This is a genomic window from Amycolatopsis camponoti, assembly GCF_902497555.1.
In the GTDB taxonomy this organism is placed as follows: Bacteria; Actinomycetota; Actinomycetes; order Mycobacteriales; family Pseudonocardiaceae; genus Amycolatopsis; species Amycolatopsis camponoti.
The window spans coordinates 2,254,520-2,270,720 of the sequence record NZ_CABVGP010000002.1 but is presented as its reverse complement, the minus strand read 5'-3'; the positions used below and the strand labels follow the sequence as shown (position 1 = coordinate 2,270,720).

At 72.3% G+C, this 16,201-nt stretch carries 17 protein-coding genes; 7 read left to right on the top strand and 10 right to left on the bottom strand.

Translation table 11 applies throughout. The features are described from left to right. The first annotated feature begins 34 nt into the window (after positions 1-34). Positions 35-928: an NADP-dependent oxidoreductase gene (locus AA23TX_RS30970; protein ID WP_155546297.1), complete on the top strand. Its 894-nt coding sequence runs from the start codon at positions 35-37 to the stop codon at positions 926-928. Here AA23TX_RS30970 and AA23TX_RS30965 read toward each other — a convergent pair. After that, complete coding sequence (locus AA23TX_RS30965; RefSeq protein WP_230862773.1) at positions 918-1,928, bottom strand: LacI family DNA-binding transcriptional regulator; 1,011 nt, start codon at positions 1,926-1,928, stop codon at positions 918-920. The two genes, AA23TX_RS30970 and AA23TX_RS30965, sit on opposite strands and share 11 nt — an antisense overlap. A gap of 30 nt (positions 1,929-1,958) precedes the next feature. Between AA23TX_RS30965 and AA23TX_RS30960 the strand changes: the two genes are divergently transcribed. Beyond that, positions 1,959-3,107 carry an MFS transporter gene (locus tag AA23TX_RS30960; RefSeq protein WP_155546296.1) on the top strand — a complete coding sequence of 383 codons (1,149 nt, stop codon included), beginning with the start codon at positions 1,959-1,961 and terminating at the stop codon, positions 3,105-3,107. Here AA23TX_RS30960 and AA23TX_RS30955 read toward each other — a convergent pair. The 6 genes from AA23TX_RS30955 to AA23TX_RS30930 are packed head-to-tail and all read right to left on the bottom strand — an operon-like array spanning position 3,096 to position 8,964. Then, entirely contained in the window at positions 3,096-3,827 is a 732-nt protein-coding gene (locus tag AA23TX_RS30955) for an SAVMC3_10250 family protein (RefSeq protein ID WP_155546295.1), read from the bottom strand. The genes AA23TX_RS30960 and AA23TX_RS30955 overlap by 12 nt on opposite strands. Positions 3,828-3,869: 42 nt before the next feature. Beyond that, positions 3,870-5,747 carry a helix-turn-helix domain-containing protein gene (locus tag AA23TX_RS30950; RefSeq protein ID WP_155546294.1) on the bottom strand — a complete coding sequence of 626 codons (1,878 nt, stop codon included), beginning with the start codon at positions 5,745-5,747 and terminating at the stop codon, positions 3,870-3,872. Between the two features lies 1 nt (position 5,748). Next, on the bottom strand, positions 5,749-7,086 hold the full coding sequence (locus AA23TX_RS30945; protein WP_155546293.1) for an MFS transporter: 1,338 nt from the start codon (positions 7,084-7,086) through the stop codon (positions 5,749-5,751). Positions 7,087-7,128: 42 nt separating this feature from the next. Further along, complete coding sequence (locus AA23TX_RS30940; RefSeq protein WP_155546292.1) at positions 7,129-7,878, bottom strand: 3-hydroxybutyrate dehydrogenase; 750 nt, start codon at positions 7,876-7,878, stop codon at positions 7,129-7,131. Between the two features lie 49 nt (positions 7,879-7,927). Beyond that, on the bottom strand, positions 7,928-8,116 hold the full coding sequence (locus AA23TX_RS30935; RefSeq protein WP_155546291.1) for a DUF397 domain-containing protein: 189 nt from the start codon (positions 8,114-8,116) through the stop codon (positions 7,928-7,930). Continuing rightward, positions 8,113-8,964 (bottom strand): helix-turn-helix domain-containing protein, encoded by an 852-nt coding sequence (locus AA23TX_RS30930; protein WP_155546290.1) that lies wholly within the window; start codon positions 8,962-8,964, stop codon positions 8,113-8,115. The genes AA23TX_RS30935 and AA23TX_RS30930 overlap by 4 nt, the downstream gene beginning before the upstream one ends. A gap of 86 nt (positions 8,965-9,050) precedes the next feature. Here AA23TX_RS30930 and AA23TX_RS30925 point away from each other — a divergent pair, with 86 nt between their 5' ends. Continuing rightward, complete coding sequence (locus tag AA23TX_RS30925) at positions 9,051-9,491, top strand: DarP family protein (RefSeq protein ID WP_155546289.1); 441 nt, start codon at positions 9,051-9,053, stop codon at positions 9,489-9,491. Here the strand turns inward: AA23TX_RS30925 and AA23TX_RS30920 are convergent. Then, complete coding sequence (locus AA23TX_RS30920; protein ID WP_155546288.1) at positions 9,445-9,837, bottom strand: VOC family protein; 393 nt, start codon at positions 9,835-9,837, stop codon at positions 9,445-9,447. The genes AA23TX_RS30925 and AA23TX_RS30920 overlap by 47 nt on opposite strands. An 84-nt stretch (positions 9,838-9,921) precedes the next feature. Between AA23TX_RS30920 and AA23TX_RS30915 the strand changes: the two genes are divergently transcribed. The 3 genes from AA23TX_RS30915 to AA23TX_RS30905 all read left to right on the top strand — a co-directional run bounded on the left by AA23TX_RS30915 (position 9,922) and on the right by AA23TX_RS30905 (position 13,458). Next, positions 9,922-10,860, top strand: coding sequence for a helix-turn-helix transcriptional regulator (locus tag AA23TX_RS30915; protein ID WP_155546287.1), 939 nt, complete (start codon positions 9,922-9,924; stop codon positions 10,858-10,860). A gap of 268 nt (positions 10,861-11,128) precedes the next feature. Next, on the top strand, positions 11,129-13,195 hold the full coding sequence (locus AA23TX_RS30910) for an AMP-binding protein (protein ID WP_155546286.1): 2,067 nt from the start codon (positions 11,129-11,131) through the stop codon (positions 13,193-13,195). Beyond that, on the top strand, positions 13,195-13,458 hold the full coding sequence (locus AA23TX_RS30905; protein WP_155546285.1) for a hypothetical protein: 264 nt from the start codon (positions 13,195-13,197) through the stop codon (positions 13,456-13,458). Before AA23TX_RS30910 ends, AA23TX_RS30905 begins: the two co-directional genes overlap by 1 nt. Here the strand turns inward: AA23TX_RS30905 and AA23TX_RS30900 are convergent. Both AA23TX_RS30900 and AA23TX_RS30895 read right to left on the bottom strand, forming a co-directional pair. Then, positions 13,443-14,042, bottom strand: coding sequence for a GyrI-like domain-containing protein (locus AA23TX_RS30900; RefSeq protein WP_155546284.1), 600 nt, complete (start codon positions 14,040-14,042; stop codon positions 13,443-13,445). The genes AA23TX_RS30905 and AA23TX_RS30900 overlap by 16 nt on opposite strands. Next, positions 14,042-14,545 (bottom strand): PadR family transcriptional regulator, encoded by a 504-nt coding sequence (locus AA23TX_RS30895; RefSeq protein WP_155546283.1) that lies wholly within the window; start codon positions 14,543-14,545, stop codon positions 14,042-14,044. The genes AA23TX_RS30900 and AA23TX_RS30895 overlap by 1 nt, the downstream gene beginning before the upstream one ends. Positions 14,546-14,680: 135 nt before the next feature. On the opposite strand from AA23TX_RS30895, the gene AA23TX_RS30890 reads away from it, so the two are divergent. Continuing rightward, positions 14,681-16,000 carry an SWIM zinc finger family protein gene (locus AA23TX_RS30890; RefSeq protein WP_230862772.1) on the top strand — a complete coding sequence of 440 codons (1,320 nt, stop codon included), beginning with the start codon at positions 14,681-14,683 and terminating at the stop codon, positions 15,998-16,000. Positions 16,001-16,201 lie beyond the last annotated feature (201 nt).

Below are 16,201 nucleotides of genomic sequence, written 5' to 3'. Positions count from 1 at the left end.
TTCGGCGCCGCTGATCTTTCCTAGCCTAGGCGCCATGTTCGCAACCCGATTCGAGCGGTTCGGCCCGCCGGAAGTCCTGTCCGCAGGCGAGGTTCCGGAGCCGCACGCCGGCCCCGGTCAGGTGCGGATCCGCGTGCGGACGGCCGGCGTCTCGCCGGTGGACCTGGCGATCCGCGCCGGGAAGTCCCGGTCGCCGATCGCCCTCCCGCACATCCCGGGCGTCGACGCGGCGGGCGTCGTGGACGAGGCCGGCCCCGGCGTTTCGGTCGGCGACGAGGTGTTCGGCGCGGTCGACGTCACCCGGCTCGGCGGGGCGACCGCCGAGTTCGCCGTGCTGGCGTTCTGGGCTCCGAAGCCGCCGTCGATGCCGTGGGAGCAGGCGGGCGCGGCGGGTTCCGGGATCGAGACGGCCACCCGCGCACTCGACCTCCTCGACGTCCGGGAGGGGATGACCCTGCTGGTCGACGGCGCGTCCGGCGGAGTCGGCAGCCTCGTCGTGGGCCTGGCGCTCGCGCGGGGCGCCCGGGTCATCGGGACGGCCGGCGACCTGGAGTTCGTCGAAAGCCTGGGCGCGACCCCGGTCCCGTACGGTCCCGGGCTGTCGTCTCGGGTGCCCGGCCGGGTCGACGCGGCGCTCGACGTCGCGGGCAAGGGCTCGCTGCCGGAGCTGGTGGCGCTGACCGGGACGCCGTCGTCGGTGGTCACGCTGGCCGACTTCAGCGGCCCGTCGCACGGCGTGCGCGTGTCGGTCGGGGCGCTGGGCGGCGAGCCGGACGGACGTCACGGCCTCGCGGCGGCCGCGGCGCTGTTCGAGGAGGGCCGGTTCCGCGTGCCGGTCGAGGAGGTGTTCACCGACGCGGCCGCCGCGCACGCCGCCGCCGAACGCGGGCCGCGGCGCGGAAAGCTGGTCGTGACGGTCAGCGGGTAGACGTCCGGACCGTCGTCGTCCATTCGGCCGTCCGGCCGGGTTCACGCGAGCCCAGCGCGATCAGGGCGCAGTCCCGGCCCTGGTCGAACAGCGACTGCGCGACGGTCGTGAGCCCGGCGCGGCCGGCGTCCGGGTCGTCGTCCCAGCCGGCGACCGCGAGGTCCTCCGGCACGCGCAGGCCGCGGCGGCGCGCGGCGTCGAGGACGGCGAACGCGAGCTGGTCGCTCATGGCGATCACCGCGTCGGGCTCGGTGTCGAGGAGCGCGTCGGCCTGCTTCGCGGCTTCGTCACGGTCGTTGCGGGCGACGACGGCCACCGGCAGGCCGCCTGGGTCGCCGAGGTGGTCGTAGATGCCGAGGAGCCGCTCCCGCGTGACCGGGAAGGCGATGGTTTCCGGTGACGGCGCGGTTTCCAGCCGGGGCCGGCGGTCGCGGTCGAAGGGGAAGCTGAGCAGGGCGGGCCGTCTCGCGCCGGCGAAGGTGCGTGCGGCGAGTTCTCGCGCGGACGCCCGGTTGTCGATGCTGACCACCCGCGCTCCAGCGAAGGCGGGGCCGCCGTGGATCGCGACCGGCTTGCCGAGCCCGCTCACGACGTCGAGCACCGGATCGTCGTCGACGGTCGTCCACACGATGTAGCCGTCGACCGAAGCCGACCGGACGCGCTCGACGTCGTCCGCCGCGCCGGTCGTCGGGATCAGGTTGAGGCCGCTGCCGCGCTCGCGGCAGACCTCGGCGACGCCGGCGAGGAACCGGCGGGCCTGCGGGTCTTCGAAGGCGTAGGCGAGGTGTTCGCCGAGCACGACGCCGATGGCGCCGTTGTGCCGCCGGCGCAGCGACCGCGCGGTCGGGTCCGGCCCGCGGTAGCCCAGCTCGGCGGCGACCTCGCGGACGCGGCGCAGCGTATCGGGCGCGACCCGGTCGGGCTGGTTGTAGCAGTACGACACGGTCATCGCCGAGACCCCGCACCGGCGCGCGACGTCGGCCATCGTCGGTCTGGACATCGTCCCACCCTAGCTGTGTATCGTTAAACAATGCTCGTCGAACCTCGGACAAGGCTGGCCCTGGGCGCGCTCGGCGCCGCCTGCTTCGTGTCCGTGACCTCGGAGAACCTGCCCGTGGCGCTGCTGCCGCAGCTCGCGTCCGGGCTGGGGGTGAGCGATTCCGCGATCGGGCTGCTGATGACCGGGTACGCGCTGGTCGTGGCGGTCTCGGTGGTACCGCTGGTCGCGCTGACGTCCCGCTGGGACCGCCGGACGACGGCGCTGGTCACGCTCGGGATGGTCGTGGTGTCCAACGTCGTGCTGGCCGTCGCGCCGAACTACGCCGTCGCGATCGCCGCGCGGCTGGTGGCGGCCGCGGGCCACGGCGTGTTCTGGTCGGTCGTCGCGTCGATGGCCGCTCGCCTGCTCGGGCCCGGCCAGGGCGGCCGCGCGACGGCCGTGGTGTTCGCGGGCAATTCCCTGGCGTTCCTGTTCGGGCTGTCGGTGAGTTCGTGGCTCGGCACGACCTTCGGCTGGCGGCTCGCCGTCCTCGTGGTGGCGGCCGTCGCGGCGGTGACGACGCTGGTGATCCGCGTGACGGTCGGCCCGATGCCCGCCGTCGCCCCCGCTTCCGGCTCCCGGATCGCCGTCGACCGCACGCAGTTCCCGGTCGACGTGACGACGCTCCTCGTGGTCACCGGCCACTTCGCCGCGTTCACCTACATCACGGCGATCATCGCGCGGTACGTCCACCTCACCGGCCCGGAGACTTCGGCTTTGTTCTTCGCCCACGGCTTGGCGGGCTTGGCCGGCCTGGTCCTGATCGGCCGCCACATCGACCACCACCCGCGCGCGACGGCGCTGGTCACGACGGCGGGTCTCGCGGTCTGCATGCTGACGCTGCTGGTGTCCCCGGGACCGGTGGTCGCGGGCACGGCGATCGTGGCGTGGGCGGGCCCGGCGGCGGGGATCGGTGTGGTGCTGCAGGCGGCGGTCCTGCGGGTGGCGAAGGACCGGCCGGACCTGGCGTCGGCGGTGTACATCGTGGCGTTCCAGATCGGCATCGCGCTGGGCGCCGCACTCGGTGGAGCCGGCTTGGGCCACGGGATGCTGCCGCTGGCGGTGATCGTCGCGGCAGCGGGCGGGTGGGCGTCGGCGGTCGTGGTGTGGCGGTCGAAGGCGTTCGCCTCAGCCGCCTGAGCCGGGCGAGTCGATGTGTTCGACGTAGAGCGGGGACGCAGCCAAGACCACGCCGTCGGCAGTCGGGATGCGCGCGGTCACTCGCGCGTAGCCGGCCATCCACGCCGCCGTGTACCCGGGCTGCAGGGTTCGGGTCAGGTTCCGGACGTCCTCCCAGATGCGGCTCGCGTAGAACTCGCTGTAGTCCTGGATGGTTTTCGCGGCGTCCGGGTCCTTCGCCGCGGCGTCGTCCGTCAGGAACAGCCGCATCATCTCGGCGAACTCGTGCCACCGTGAGCCGCGGAGCCGTTCGGATTCGCGCTCGGAGCCCGATCGAGTCTCCAGCAGGTGGTGCGCGGAGCCGTGCAGCAGCAGCCGCAGCCGGCCGCCGGTCGGATACTCCGGGGTCGCGGCATCGACATCGACGAACACGAGCGCTTCTCCCGGGTGGAGGGAAAGGACGCGGTAGGCCATCGGCGCCTCGAAATGCGTCCACGTGCCGGGGCGGACATCAGGGTCGGCGAACCACGAGGGCGCTCGTGAGGACTTCTCCAAGACGTCGACGGCCTTCCGGAGGGACTGGTCGGTCTCCTTCGAAGCCTTCTTCTCGAATTTGGCGCCCGTGCTCACCGGTCCCTTGAGCTCGAGCGAACCTTCGAGTCCCCTGAACGCCGACGCCTTCGGCAAGCCGGGCAGCACTTGCCGCAGTTTGGCGTCGGAGACGTAGACCAGTTCGCGCATCCCGATATCTTGCCGGACCGGGCTCCGCCGAAGCAGCCTGCCTCAGCCGCCCAGCCGGTGCACCCGCAACGCCAGCTGGATCTCCAGCGCCCGGTCCGGCGCCTGCCACTCCTCCCCCAGCAGCGACGCCACCCGCTCCAGCCGCTGCACCACCGTGTTCACGTGGACGTGCAGCACGTCCTTCGTCCGCGCCAGCTGCGATCCGCTCGCGAAGTACGCCCGCAGCGTCGCCACCAGCTCCGTGCCCCGGCGGGCGTCGTAGTCCAGCACCGGGCCCAACGTCTTCCGCACGAACCCGTCCAGGTCCGCCTGGTCGCCCAGCAGCTGGCCCAGGAACCCCAGCCCCGCCATCGCCGCGCCTTCGCCGGTCCGGCCGAGCGCCAGCAGCGCCCGGACACACCGCGCCGCTTCCCCGTGGGCCGCGGCGATCGCCGACGGGCCGCTCGCCGGGCCCGCCGCGCCCACCGTGACCGGGCGGCCCGTCGCCGCGCCGAGGTCGGCCGCCACCCGGCGGGCCAGCTCGTCCGGGTCGCCCGCGCCGAGCAGGACGACCTCCTCCGCGTGCAGCCCGACCAGCGTCGCGTGCCGGGCGGCCGCGCTCGCCACGCGCCGCCGCGAGCCGCCGTCCGCGTGCGCGACCAGCACCGCGTGCGGGGCCGACAGGTCGATCCCCAGCCGGCGGCCGCGCGCGAGCAGCGCCCGCGGGTTGCGGTCGGGCGCGGTCAGCAGATCCGTCAGCAGCTCGCCGCGGACCTCGTCCTCGGCCCGCACCACCGATCGCCGCAGCATCAGCAGCAACGCCGTCACGACGCCCGCGCGTTCGAACAGCCGCCGGTCCGGATCGGACAGCGCGGCGCGGCCCGTCAGCACGAGACTGCCGAGCGCCTCCGGGCCGGCCTGCACCGCGCACACCCAGGTGTCCTTTGTGGACACGGCGCGGCCGGCGGCGCGGGCGGCGGCGAGCGCGTCCGGGTCCAGCGGGGCCGGGGAAGCCGAGCTGGCCAGCAGCGTGCGGTCGGCGTCGTAGACCGTGAGGTCGCCGTGCAGCACCCCGGCGACGGCGGCCGCGACGTCCGGCAGGTCGCCGCCGCGCAGCACGAGGTCGGTCAGCCGGTCGTGCGCGTCCTGGGCGCGTTCCATCGCCTCGGTGTGCGCGCGGATCGTCGCGTTGGCCTCGTTGAGCTCGGCGACGGCGCGGCGGGTCTGGTCGAGCAGGTTCGCGCTGTCGAGGGCGATCGCCGCGTGGTCGGCCAGCGACGACAGCAGCGCCACCTCGTCCGCGGAGAACTCCCGCGCACCGCGGTCCGACGCGAAGAGGACGCCCAGCACCTTCGGGCCGATGGCCAGCGGGACGCCGAGGATCGCGGTCAGGCCTTCGTCGTGGACGCCGGAGTCGATGTGCCGGGTGTGCTTGAACCGATCGTCGTGGAAGTAGTCCGCCGTCGCGTACGGCCGCGCGGTCTGCGCCACCAGCCCGCCGAGGCCCTCCCCCATGCCGAGCACGATCTGCTGGAACTCCGCCGACACCGACCCGTCGCTGACCCGGACGTAGGTCTTGTTCTCGGCCTCGTCGTTCAGCGACAGGTACGAGACGTCGACGTTGAGCAGCGCCCGCGCCCGCCGGACGATCGACCGCAGCACGGTGTCCGGATCGGACAGTGCGGCGAGCTCGCTCGCGGTGTCGAACAACGCGCCGAGCTGGGCCTCGCGCCGCCGGTGCTCTTCCAGGGTCTCGCGGATCCGCAGGGCCAGCTCGCCCGCGCCGGCCAGCGCGGCCAGGTCGGCCGGGGCGAGGACGCCCTCGGCCCGCGCGGCCACGACGACGTGCGCCAGCTGCTCGCTGCTCGCCCCGGAGGCGAGCAGGTCGAGCAGCCGGCGCACGGCCGTGACGTTCTCGGGCGGTACGGTCACGGCGGTCATGCTAGGGCGAAACGGCCGCCGACCCCGCCTCGACGGCATCGACACCATCATCGTGCAGCGACTCGCCCCGCGTCTCGCGGGCCGCGAGCAGGGCGATCACGGTGATCAGGCACATCGCCGTGACGTACAGCGACACCGGCACGGTGCTGCCCCAGGCGGAGAACAGCGCGACGGCGATCAGCGGGGCGACGGCCCCCGCGGCGATCGACGACAGCTGGCCGCCGACGGAAAGCCCGGTGTAGCGCACCCGCGTCGGGAACTGCTCGGCGAAGAACGCGGCCTGCGGGCCGTACATCGCGCCGTGCAGCACCAGCCCGACGGTCGCGGCCAGCACGATCACCGCCGACGACTTCGTGTCCAGCAGCGCGAAGAACGCGAAGCTCCACAACGCCATCCCGATCGCGCCGAACAGGTAGACCGGGCGCCGCCCGACGCGGTCGGAGAGCGCGCCCCACAGCGGGATCGTCACGAAGTGCACGGCCGAGCCGATCAGCACGGCGCTCAGGCCGACGCCCTTCGGCAGGTGCAGCCCGGTCGTGACGTACACGAGGATGAACGCGGTGATCACGTAGTACGAGACGTTTTCGGCCATCCGGGCGCCGATCGTGATCAGCACCTGGCGCCAGCTGTCGCGGAAGACCTCGACGACCGGCACGTGCTTGTCCGTGTGCGTCTCGGCCTGCTTCTGCGCGGCCAGGAACACCGGCGACTCGGCGACGGCCAGCCGGATCCAGAGCCCGATCAGCAGCAGGACGCCGGAAAGCAGGAACGGGACGCGCCAGCCCCAGGCCAGGAACGTCGCGTCGGACTGCGTCGCCGAGAGGATCGCCAGGACGGCGGTCGCCAGCAGGTTGCCGCCGGGCGCGCCGCACTGCGGCCAGCTCGCCCAGAACCCGCGACGGCGGTCGTCGCCGTGTTCGGAGACGATCAGGACGGCCCCGCCCCACTCACCGCCCAGCGCGAAGCCCTGCACGAGCCGCAGCAGCGTGAGGAGGATGGGCGCCGCGACGCCCGCGCTCGCGTACGTCGGCAGGACGCCCATCAGGCACGTCGAGCCGCCCATCAGCACCAGGCTGACGACCAGGAGTTTCTTGCGCCCGAGCCGGTCGCCGTAGTGGCCGAAGACGAGGCCGCCGATCGGGCGGGCGAGAAACCCGACGGCGTAGGTCAGGAACGCCAGCAGCGTGCCGGTCAGCGGGTTCGCCGTCGGGAAGAACAGCTTGTTGAACACCAGCGCGGCGGCCGAGGTGTAGAGGAAGAAGTCGTACCACTCGATCGTGGTGCCGATCAGGCTCGCGCCGACGATCTTGGCGATCGCCGACCGGTTCGGTTGACTCACTGCGGGCTCCACTTCCTTGTGGTGACAGGGTTTCAGGCGGCGTTACGCGGCTGTCCAGCCGCCGTCGAGCGGGATGGACGCCCCGGTGACGTGGCCGGCGTGCGGCGAGCACAGCCACGTCACCAGGGAAGCGACGTCATCGGCTTCGATGAGCTTCTTGATGGCCGCGCGCTTGAGGAGGACTTCCGAGACGACGTCCTCGCGCGGGATGTCGTGCTCGATGGCCTGCGCGTCGATCTGGTTGTCCACCAAGGGGGTGCGGACGTACCCGGGGTTGACGCAGTTGCTCGTGACGCCGTGTGCGGCGCCTTCGAGGGCGGCGACCTTCGAGAGGCCTTCGAGCCCGTGCTTGGCGGCGACGTACGCGGCTTTGTAAGGAGAGGCCCGCAGCCCGTGGACGCTCGACATGTTGACGATCCGGCCCCACCCCCGCGCGTACATCGAGGGGAGCATGTGCCGGATCAGCAGGAAGGGAGCGGTGACCATGAGGGACTGGATGCGCGTGAAGACGTCCGGCGGAAAGTCTTCGAGCGGCGCGACGTGCTGGATCCCGGCGTTGTTGACCAGGAGGTCGACCTCGGCGGGCAGGGCACCGATCGTGGCGGCGTCGGTGAGGTCGGCAACGTGCGCCCAGCCCCCGACCTCGGCGGCGACGGCTTCGGTGCGGTCGCCGTCGATGTCGACGACGTGCACCTTGGCCCCGGCCGCGGCGAGGGCGCGGACGCAGGCCAGGCCGATACCGCCGGCCCCGCCGGTGACGAGGGCGGTGCGCCCGTCCAGATCGCTGGTCATGGACGGGAACGGTAAGCGTGACCCGGGTCGCGGGCTATGTGCGAGAGAGCTACAGCTCGCGAAGATCCTGTGGGGTCGGCCGACACAGGCCGATCAGGAAGGCATCCCACGATCGGGTGGAGATTTCGAGGGTGCCGCCGGAACGGTCCTTGGTGTCGCGGATTTTTGCCGCAGGTCCAAGCGCCACTTCCACGCACTTGTCCTCGCCCGAGTAACTGGACTTCCGCCACACGGTCATGGGTTCCCTCCCAGGTCGGCGATCACCTCCCCGATGAACTCCGCGCTTTCGCGTTCATCCATCGCCAGCGCCGCCATGTCCTTCGCCGCTCTGCGGTAACCGGCCACCTGATCGTCATCGTAGAGGTAAGCGCTGGCCTGGTAGAGCTCCACGAAGACGATCGACGGAAGCGCGGCGAAGTCGAGCACCGCGAAGTTGCTGTGCAGACCGGCATGGGCACCGCACCCTGCAGGCAAGACCTGCAACCTCACGTTGCTTCGGACCGAGGCCTGCCGGAGGTACCGAAGCTGCTCCACCATCACCTGGTCGCCGCCGACCCCGCTGCGCAAGGCTCCCTCCCCCACCAGCACGTGGTAGGCGAGCGGGTAATGCCGGGTGAGCACGTTGCGCCGAGCCATCCTCGCCTGGATCACCGTCGCGATCCGGTCCGGCGGCAACCCACCGGCGGTCAGGAAAGCCCGGGTGTAGTCCGGAGTCTGGAAGAGCCCCGGAACCACCGCGGGCTCCCAATCGAACATCGCCTCCGCCGCGCGCTCGTACTCGGCGTAAGCCCCCGCGCTCGGCGCTACCCCAGGCACCGCCTTCTCCAGCCAGCTCAGCTCCCGCGCGTTGCCCGCCAGGTCCAGGAGCCGGGCCCGCTCCCGTGGCTCCACCACCAACACCCCCATCAGCAACGCCACCTGCTCCACCTTGGGAATCCGCTTCCCGTACTCCCAGTTGGACAGCTCCTGCGGCAGCACGCCGATCAACCTCGCCAGCTCGCGCACGCCGAGGTCCCGGTCCGTCCGGCAGGCACGCAGCCCGAAGCCGAGCGCTCTCGCCCGGGGTGTCGCGAAGGGTGTCGCCATGACCGCATTCTGTCACCGGGGTCCGACAGTTCCGGCACCTCCACGTCGGCTGGTGTCACAAATCCGCGTCAGGTTTCCTGCAGGTCATGGACCCGGACCACGCGCTGCTGACCCGTCTGCGCGACCTGACCGAAACCCTCGCCGGCGACGTCTCCTGGCTCGCCGGCCCGCCCCTGCGCGCGGACGGGATGCGCGACCTGGGCGAGCGTCTCGCCTGCCTCGGCGCGGACCTGATCAGCCGGGCGGGCGTGCTCGACGACATCGCCGCCGCCCGCCTGCCCGCCCACGGCTGGATCCCCGAGTGCGGGCCGGATCCGCGTCGCCGTCTCGCGCACTACGTCGGCCGCGGCGAGGTCCGGCTGGGCCTCATCTACTTCTCCGGCTGCGGCGCGGGCTGCTTCCCCTTCTACGGCACCGATCCGGCGGGCAAGACCGAACGGCACGAGCGCTGCGACAAGTGCGTCAAGGAGGCCTACCGCCTCATGAGCGTTCCCGCAGCACCGCCAGGTAGTGCACGTTCGTCATGACGCCGAGGACGTTCCCGAACGGGTCGACGACCGACGCCGTCACGAACCCGGGCCCGCGCTCGGTGATCGGCTCGTACTCCTTCGCGCCCAGCTCGTGCAGGCGGGCGACGGTGGCCTCGAGGTCGTCGACGTGCCAGTAGACGATCTCGCCGCTCGCCCCGCCCATGCTCGCCGGCACGTACTTGCGATCGATCAGGCCGAGCTCGTGCTGGTAGTCGCCGATCCGGAACTCGGCGTACCCGGGCCGCTGGAAGTACGGCTCGACGCCCAGGAACTCGGTGTACCAGGCCTGCGCGGCCGCGTGGTCGTCGGCGAAGTACGAAACAGTGGCCATTCCTCGCAGCATGGCTGCTCCTCTCAAGCGGTCTGACGCCATCATGCGGGGTGAAAGTGCGCACCGAATGAGCACTTTGTTTGCGAGACTTCCCCCATGCGCGCCGACCGTCTCGTGGCCACCCTGTTGCTGATGCAGACGCGCGGCCGGGTCACGGCCGCCGAAGTGGCGGCCGAGCTGGAAATCTCCGTGGCGACGGCCCGCCGTGACCTCGAAGCGCTCTCGACGGCCGGCGTCCCCGTCTACCCGCAGCCGGGCCGCGGCGGGGGCTGGCGGCTGGTCGGGGGCGCCCGCACCGACCTGTCCGGCCTGACCGCGCGCGAGGCGCAGGCCCTGTTCCTCCTGGCCGGCCCGGCCGCGGCGGCGGCGCCCGAGGTCAAGTCGGCGCTGCGGAAGCTGATGGGCGCGCTGCCCGGCACGTTCCGCGCGGACGCCTCCGCGGCCGCCGAGGCCGTCCTGGTCGACCAGGCGGGCTGGGGTGAGCGCGTGAAGGAGCGGCCGCCGATGGTCTCGCTGCTGCGGGACGCCGTCATCGCGCGCCGCCGCGTCCGGCTCACCTACGCCGGCCGTGAGAAGACGGAACGGCTCGTCGACCCGTGGGGCCTGGTCGACAAGGACGACGTCTGGTACCTGGTCGCGGGGACGGACAAGGGCCGCCGGACGTTCCGGGTCGACCGGATCGTCGAGGCGGCCGCCACCGGCGACGCCGCGGACCGCCCGGCGGACCTCGAACTGGCGAAGGTGTGGGAAGAGGTCGTCGAGGAGATCGAGAAGCGCCGGTCGCTCCTCACCGCGGACGTGGTACTCGGCCGCCGCCACTTCGACGTGCTGCGCGACCGGTTCGGCCGGCACTGCGAGCTGGTCGCGGAGCTGCCCGAAGACCGGGTACGCGCTCGCGTCGCCGCTCCGGCGCCGATCATGATCGCGCAGGAGCTGGCGGGCTGGGGCGCGCTCGTCGAGGTCGAGGGCCCGGAGTCCGTCCGGGCTGAGCTGGCCCGGCTGGGAGCCGAGCTGGTTGCCCGCTATACACCCTGATGTCGTGAATGCCCCATTCGGGTCACCAAAGGGACTGACCGAGTCATTCGAGGCGCCGTCGGAGGCCTGCGCACACACCCCGTGGCCGCTAAGCTCCGTGAACGGCGTTAATCACTCCACAGTGGACATTGGGAAGGCCTACTACGAGTGTCCGTTACCCTCCGGTATCTGGCCGTTCGGAGTATCCGTGATCACCCGTTTGCTGTTACTGTGACGCCTCCGTGACCTGAACGTGTGTTCGGTGACACTTCGGTGAGGGCAGACGACGATGCGTGACGATGTGGTCGAGGCGAGTGCGGTGGTCGGGCACACGCCGGACGTGGTGTGGCAGATCGTCGGTTCGCCAGAGTGGTACTCGAGGTTCGTGCCCGAGATCGCCGGGTGCGAGATCCAGGAGCACGCCGCGCGCGGCCGGGGGCCCAGGGGCGTGATCCGGATCGTGCCCGAGCGCGGGCAGGTGATGGAAGCGCAGGTCCAGGCCGTGGTGTACCGGCCGGGCGAGCACGTCGTGTGGTGCGGCGTCCCCGACGAGGGCGCCTGGGTCTCGCTCGAGCTGAGACCGCTGGCCGGCGGGAAGACCGAGCTGTTCGTCCGGATGATGCTGCCGCCGTCGCACCTGGATCTGGTGTCTTCGGTGAAGAAGGACGTCCGCGCCCTCGCGCGGCGCCTCGACCTGCACCTGGCCGGGCAGTCCGACCCCGACGCCGACCGGGACGGCAACAAGGCCACGAAGCTGCGCACCACGAGCGTCCTGGTGCGCGCCGGCGTCCTGTCCGCGGGCCGCCCGGACAAGATCGCCCGCCAGCTCAGCTCGCTCGCCCAGTGGGGCGCCACCATCGCCGGCGGCTACCAGGCCGCCGCGGCCCGCGTCCCCGACGAGCCCGCCCTGCACGACGAGCGCAGCCTCCGCACCTTCCGCCAGGTCCAGGAGCGCAGCGACCGGCTCGCGAACGGGCTGAGCGAGCTCGGCGTCGGCGAACGCGACCGGATCGCGCTGATGTGCCGCAACCACGCCGCGATGGTCGAGTCGTTCGTCGCGGCCAGCAAGCTCGGCGCCGACCTGATCCTGCTCAACACCGGCCTGTCCGCGGCTTCGGTCAAGGACGTCCTCGCCGAGCACGAGCCGGCCGCCGTGCTGGCCGACGACGAGTTCGCGCAGACCATCGCGAACGTCCCGGGCGACTTCGCCCGGATCAGCACGTGGCCGGACGCCGAAACCGGCTACCCGACCGTCGACGAGCTGATCCACGCCGCGCCCGCCGATCCGCCCAAGCCGGTCGACCGGCCGGGCCGCGTCGTCGTGCTGACGTCCGGGACCTCCGGGACGCCGAAGGGCGCGCGGCGCCCCACACCGAAGGGCATGGGGACGGCCGCGGCGATCCTCGACCGGATCCCGCTGCGCGCCGGCGACCGGATCCTCGTCGCGGCGCCGCTGTTCCACAGCTGGGGCCTGGCCGCGATGCAGCTCGGCATGGCGCTGCGGGCGTCGCTCGCGCTGATCCGCAAGTTCGACGCGGAGGAGACGCTGCGGGCGATCGCGGAGCAGAAGTGCGACGCGCTGTTCGCCGTGCCGATCATGCTGCAGCGCATCATGGACCTGCCCGAGCGGGTGCGGGCGCGCTACGACCTGTCGTCGCTGCGGATCGTCGCGAGCAGCGGGTCGGCGATGTCCGGCACGTTCGTCACGCAGTTCATGGACACCTTCGGCGACGTCCTCTACAACTTCTACGGCTCGACCGAGGTGTCCTGGGCGAGCATCGCCGACCCGGGCGACCTGCGCGCGGCGCCGGGCACGGCCGGGCGCTGCCCGCTCGGCACGCGCGTCGCGATCCTCGACGAGGAGCGCAAGCCCGTCCCGCCGGGCGGCGAAGGCCAGATCTTCGTCGGCAACGACATGCTGTTCGACGGCTACACGAACGGCAAGGACCCGGCGCGGGCGGCGGACCTGATGGCCACCGGCGACGTCGGCTACCTCGACGCGGCGGGCCGCCTGTTCGTCACCGGCCGCGCCGACGAGATGATCGTGTCCGGCGGCGAGAACGTGTTCCCCCGCCCGGTCGAAGAAGCGCTGGTGGCGCTGCCCGGCGTGCACGACGCGGCGGTGGTCGGCGTGGCGGACGCGGAGTACGGTCAGCGGCTCGCGGCGTACGTCGTGCCGCGGCGCGGCGCCTCGCTGCACGCCGAGGACATCCGGGCCTACATCCACCAGCGGCTGGCCCGGTTCGCCGTCCCGCGCGACGTGTACTTCGTGCCGGACCTGCCCCGCAACGCGACGGGCAAGATCCTCAAGCGCCTGCTGCACGACGACACCTGGCCGGTCAGCAGCGACTACTGATGCCCGAGCACACGCCCGACGGCCGCTACATCGTCGTGAACGGCCGTCGGTGGCGGGCCACCGATCCGGAGATCCCGGACGACGTCCGCGACCGCCTGCAGAAGCACCTCATGGCGGCGCGGCGGGTGCAGGACCGGGAGCGCACCCAGCTGGCGAAGGTGGCGCTGGGCGAGCGCGGCGAACCGTGGTGGGAGCAGACGTCCGCGCAACGGCGTGAGCGCTGGGAAAGCGGCCTGGCCGACCTCGATCAGCCGACCGGCTGACGCAGCACGGTCTTGAGCCGCGCGGGCTCGGTCCGGCGCGGGTCGCCGAGGTAGACCTCGTGGTGCAGGCCGGTCTCCGCGAGTCCGTGCTCCGTGAGGAATTCACCGTGCAGGCGGGCGAGCAGCGGACCTTCGTCGTCGTACGGGCCGACGTGGAGCACCTGCGCGCAGCGCCCCTCGCGCAGCTTCTCGAGTCTTACGGGCGCGTCGATCTTCTTCTTGCGCCGCACCGATTCCCGAGCTTCCTCGACGGCGTCCTCACCGAGGGTGCCCGGGAGCGAGATCAGCATCGTCCACTGCCAGGAGTCCTTGGCGCGCACGGTGAACGCGGCGTAGTCCTCGGCCCACCACAGGCCTTCCAGCGGCCCGACGACGAAGTCCGCACCGGCGCGCTTGGCCGTCATCTTGATCGTGTAGGCGAAGGCGTAGAGCGCTTCGACGGCTTTCCGGTAGCTGTCGGCGGTGTTCGGGTTGCCGCGGCCGTCGATCGCGAGGAACTGCTGCTCGGGCACGTCGAGCAGCGCCCAGTCGGTGTTCTTCGGCGCGTACAGCTGCTTCAGGTCTTTCTTGACGTCGTAGGGCATCAGGTCAGTCCTTCCAGCCACTCGGCTTCCGCCTCGAGCTGCTTGATCGAGTAGTCGAAGATCGCCCGGACGAACGGCGGCGCCTCGGCCTCGGCCGCGCGCCGGACCTCGGCCAGCCGCTCCTGCACGGCTTCCGCGCGCCGGGCCAGCGCCGCGCTGAGCCGTTCGGGTGGGATCGAGGGGCTGTTCGCCAGCCCGGCGAGCACCGGCGGGTGCACCGGGCGCAGTTCGGCGATGGCCGCCTCCGCGGCCGCCGCGCACGCCCGCCGGCCCGCGTCCGTCGCCGTGTACGTCTTCTTGGCCTTGGCGTGCGCCCGCTCCCCCGGGACCTCGGCGACCAGGCCGCGGTCGCGGAGTTTGCCGAGCACGTAGTAGATCGAGCTGAAGCCGAGGGCGGTCCAGTCGCGCATACCGCGTTCCGAGACGACCTCGTCCAGCTCGTAGCCGTGTCTCGGCCGCTCGACCACGAGGCCGAGCACCGTCAGTTCCGCGTCGGTCAGCACTGGCCTATTCTAGTACTGGAATACAACCGCTCGTCAAGGTCGCCGGAAATTGTCGGTGGGTGCTGGCATGCTTCACCGGGTAAGCGTCCCCGGGCCACTAGCCTGGGGAATCCGACCGGACGGCAAGGGAAACCAGTGGGGGGACAGGTGGTGACGGCGGTGCCGTGGACCGCGGAACGCGTGGCCGGGCTCGCGCCGGATCCCGCTTCGGAGAAGGCGGGCCGGGCGCTGGCCGCGCCGGCGAAGTGGTCGGGCGCGGGTGCGTCCGAGGACGCCGTGTGGGGCTTCTGCCAGGGCAGCGGCAAGAAGCCGTACCAAACGTGCGTCGAGCTCGCCGAGCCCGCGTTCCGGTGTTCCTGCCCCAGCCGGAAGTTCCCGTGCAAGCACGCCCTCGGGTTGCTGATGCTGTGGGCCGCGCGGCAGCTGGACACGGCCGAGCCACCCGAGTGGGTGCACACCTGGCTCGCCGAACGCGCCGATCGCGCCCAGAGGGCGGAGAAACGCGCGGAAGCAGCCGGCCCGAAGGACGAGGAAGCGGCCGCGCGACGCGCTTCGGATCGGGCGGCGCGCGTCGAAGGCGGCGTCGCCGAGCTGAAGGTCTGGCTGACCGACCGGATCGGCGCGGGCTTCGCCGGTTTCGAGCGCAGCGGCGGCGAAGAGCTGCGCACGGTGGCCGCCCGGATGGTCGACGCCCAGGCATCCGGCCTCGCGGGCGGCCTGCGCCGGGCGGCGGCGATCGTCGGCCGCCGCGACTGGCCGGAGGCGCTGCTGGGCGAGCTGTCGCTGCTGTACCTGCTGGCGGACGCGGCCACTCGGCTGGACACGCTGCCGCCCCCGCTGGCGGAGACCGTCCGCGCGCGGCTCGGTTTTTCGGTGGAGACGGCCCGCGTCCTTTCCGACGGCGAGCGCGTGTCGGACGAGTGGCTGATCACGGGCGCGGCGGACGAGGAGAACGACCGCCTGCTGACGCGCCGCACGTGGCTGCGCGGCCGGCTGACGGGCCGGGACGCGCTGGTGCTGTCGTTCGCGCCACCGGGCCGTCCCCTGGACGCGTCACTGCCACCGGGGCACCTGCTGACGGCGGAGCTGGCGTTCTACCCGGGCGCGGCCCCGTTGCGAGCCCTGGTGGCCGAGCGCGGAATCGCCCTGCCGGCCCCGGCGACCGAGGGCGGCTCGATCGCGGACGCACTGGCGGCGTACGCACGGGCGATGGCGGCGGACCCGTGGCTGGAGCGTTGGCCGGTGCTGCTGTCGGGGGTCACCCCGGCCGAGCACGCGGGAGGCTGGTGTCTGTCCGAAAAGGACGGAACGGCGTTGCCGTTGGTGCCGTACGCGTTCCCGTGGTCGCTGCTGGCGATGTCGGCCGGCCGGCCACTGACGGTGGCGGGCGAGTGGAGCCAGTCGGGGTTGCGGCCGTTGATGTGCTGGCAGGACGACCGGGCGGTGCGGCTGTGATCGTTTCCGACGCGCCTCACGAACGAGCCGACGAGAAGCTTCCGGGAGCTGCAGGGGCAGTCACGAGCTTTCCCATCACCTCGAGCCCGGCGACACCACCTCACGCGGCCTGCCCAGGCTTCCCGACACCACGGCTGCCGAACCGAACCGCGGCCACCGACGTCCGAGCGCACCTCCCCGCCACCCCGACCCACCCACCCC